We start from the raw sequence: 1633 nt of genomic DNA, 5'->3' as shown, positions 1-1633 counted from the left end.
CTCCCTCGGCGATCCATCTCGGCCTCCTCGACCACGTTGAATCTCCCTTAATATGCGATTCTCAACCCTCCAGATCGCGGCTTTCTGACTCAGTAAGACTAAAGCGCGATGGGATTGGGTTGAATCATCATCGCGCTTTAGCTCCTTGTTTGAGCATGATCTTTTCGGAAAACCGCTTCGCACTTTTCCGGATCATGCTTTGGACTCTTGTTGTGACGCGTTTTCTTCACACGAACCGGTATCCACTTCGCTCGAAAACGCTCTAGAACTTCCGCACCAGGTCCGGAGTGATCTCCTTCAGGCTGCGGATGCCGAGCAGCGCGAGGTCGCGGTCGATCTCGGCATGCAGCAGCGAGATCGCGCGCGCCACGCCGGCCTCGCCGGCGACCACGGCGGCATAGAGGAACGGCCGGCCGATCCAGACGAAGTCCGCACCGAGCGCCAGCGCCTTGATCACGTCGGTGCCGCGGCGGATGCCGCCATCGACCATCACGGTCATGTTGCCCTTCTGCGCCGCGATCTCCGGCAGCGTGCGCAAGCCGGAGACGGTGTAGTCGAGCTGGCGGCCGCCATGGTTGGAGACCATCACGCCGTCGCAGCCATGCTCGCGCGCCAGCCGGGCGTCTTCCGGCGCGATCAGTCCCTTCACCACGAGCTTGCCGCGCCAGCGCTTGCGGATCAGCTCGACATGCTTCCAGGCCAGCTGGTCGCGGCTGCCGATGTTGCGCATCAAATTCTTGGACAGCACCGGCGGGCCCTGCTTGGCGTCCATGTTCTCGAAATGCGGCATGCCGTGGTTGAACACGGTGCGCGCCCAGGTGTTGAGCAGCCAGTCGGGATGGGTGATGGTGTCCCAGAACACCCGCGGCGTGATCTCGAGCGGCACCTGGAAGCCGTTGCGGATATTGTTCTCGCGGTTGGGCGGCACCGGCACGTCGGCGGTGACGACGAAGGTGTCGTAGCCGGCCGCTGCGACACGGTCGACCAGCGGCTCGATCCGCTCGGGAAGGCCGGCGAGATAGGCCTGGTACCAGGCCGAAGGATTGGCGGCGCGAACGTCCTCCAGCGTGATCAGCGAGGAGGCCGACAGGATCATCGGAACGTTGGCGGCGGCCGCGGCGCGCGACAGCACGATGTCGCCGCGATAGGCGCACAGCGCGGACGAGCCCATCGGCGGAATGCCGAACGGCGAGGCGTAGGTCTTGCCGAACAGCGTCGCGGTCTGGTCGCGGCCGGAGACGTCCTGCAGCACCCGCGGCACGAAGCCGTATTCCTCGAACGCCCGGCGATTGTCGGTGCGGGCCATATCGGTCTCGGCGCCGCCGGAGATGTAGCCGTAGAGGAATTTCGGCAGCAGCCGGCGCGCCTGCGGCTCGAAATCGTCGAGCGTGAGATAGCGCCGCAGATGCCGCGGTACGGCGGGTGCAGCGCGGTTGACGGTTACGGGAGGCGGAGAGGGGGCTGCGGTCCGGTCGTGCACGTTGAGCGTTTCCGTTGTTCTTGGTTCTTGGTCGGAAGGCCAGACTAGAGCCTGTCCTCAGTTGAGCAAGATGAAAGCTGAGGCCAAGTGGATGCCGGCGAGAAAGTTTCTGGCGAGTTTGTCGTAGCGGGTCGCGATAGCGCGAAAGTGCTT

At 64.2% G+C, this 1633-nt stretch carries 1 protein-coding gene and 1 pseudogene; both read right to left on the bottom strand.

Annotation, left to right across the window (positions count from 1 at the left end; all coding sequences use genetic code 11):
• Positions 1–262 precede the first annotated feature (262 nt).
• The gene (locus ACZBJS_RS42440) at positions 263–1480 is read right to left on the bottom strand and encodes an alpha-hydroxy acid oxidase (protein WP_316397121.1); all 1218 of its coding nucleotides are present in this window, start codon (positions 1478–1480) and stop codon (positions 263–265) included.
• Positions 1481–1537: 57 nt separating this feature from the next.
• A pseudogene (locus ACZBJS_RS42435) lies at positions 1538–1633 on the bottom strand (IS5/IS1182 family transposase); the annotation flags it as partial.

The sequence above is a fragment of the Bradyrhizobium sp. KZN70725 genome, assembly GCF_055264925.1.
The sequence above is the reverse complement of the archived record's forward strand: the minus strand, read 5'-3'. Positions and strand labels throughout refer to the sequence as shown.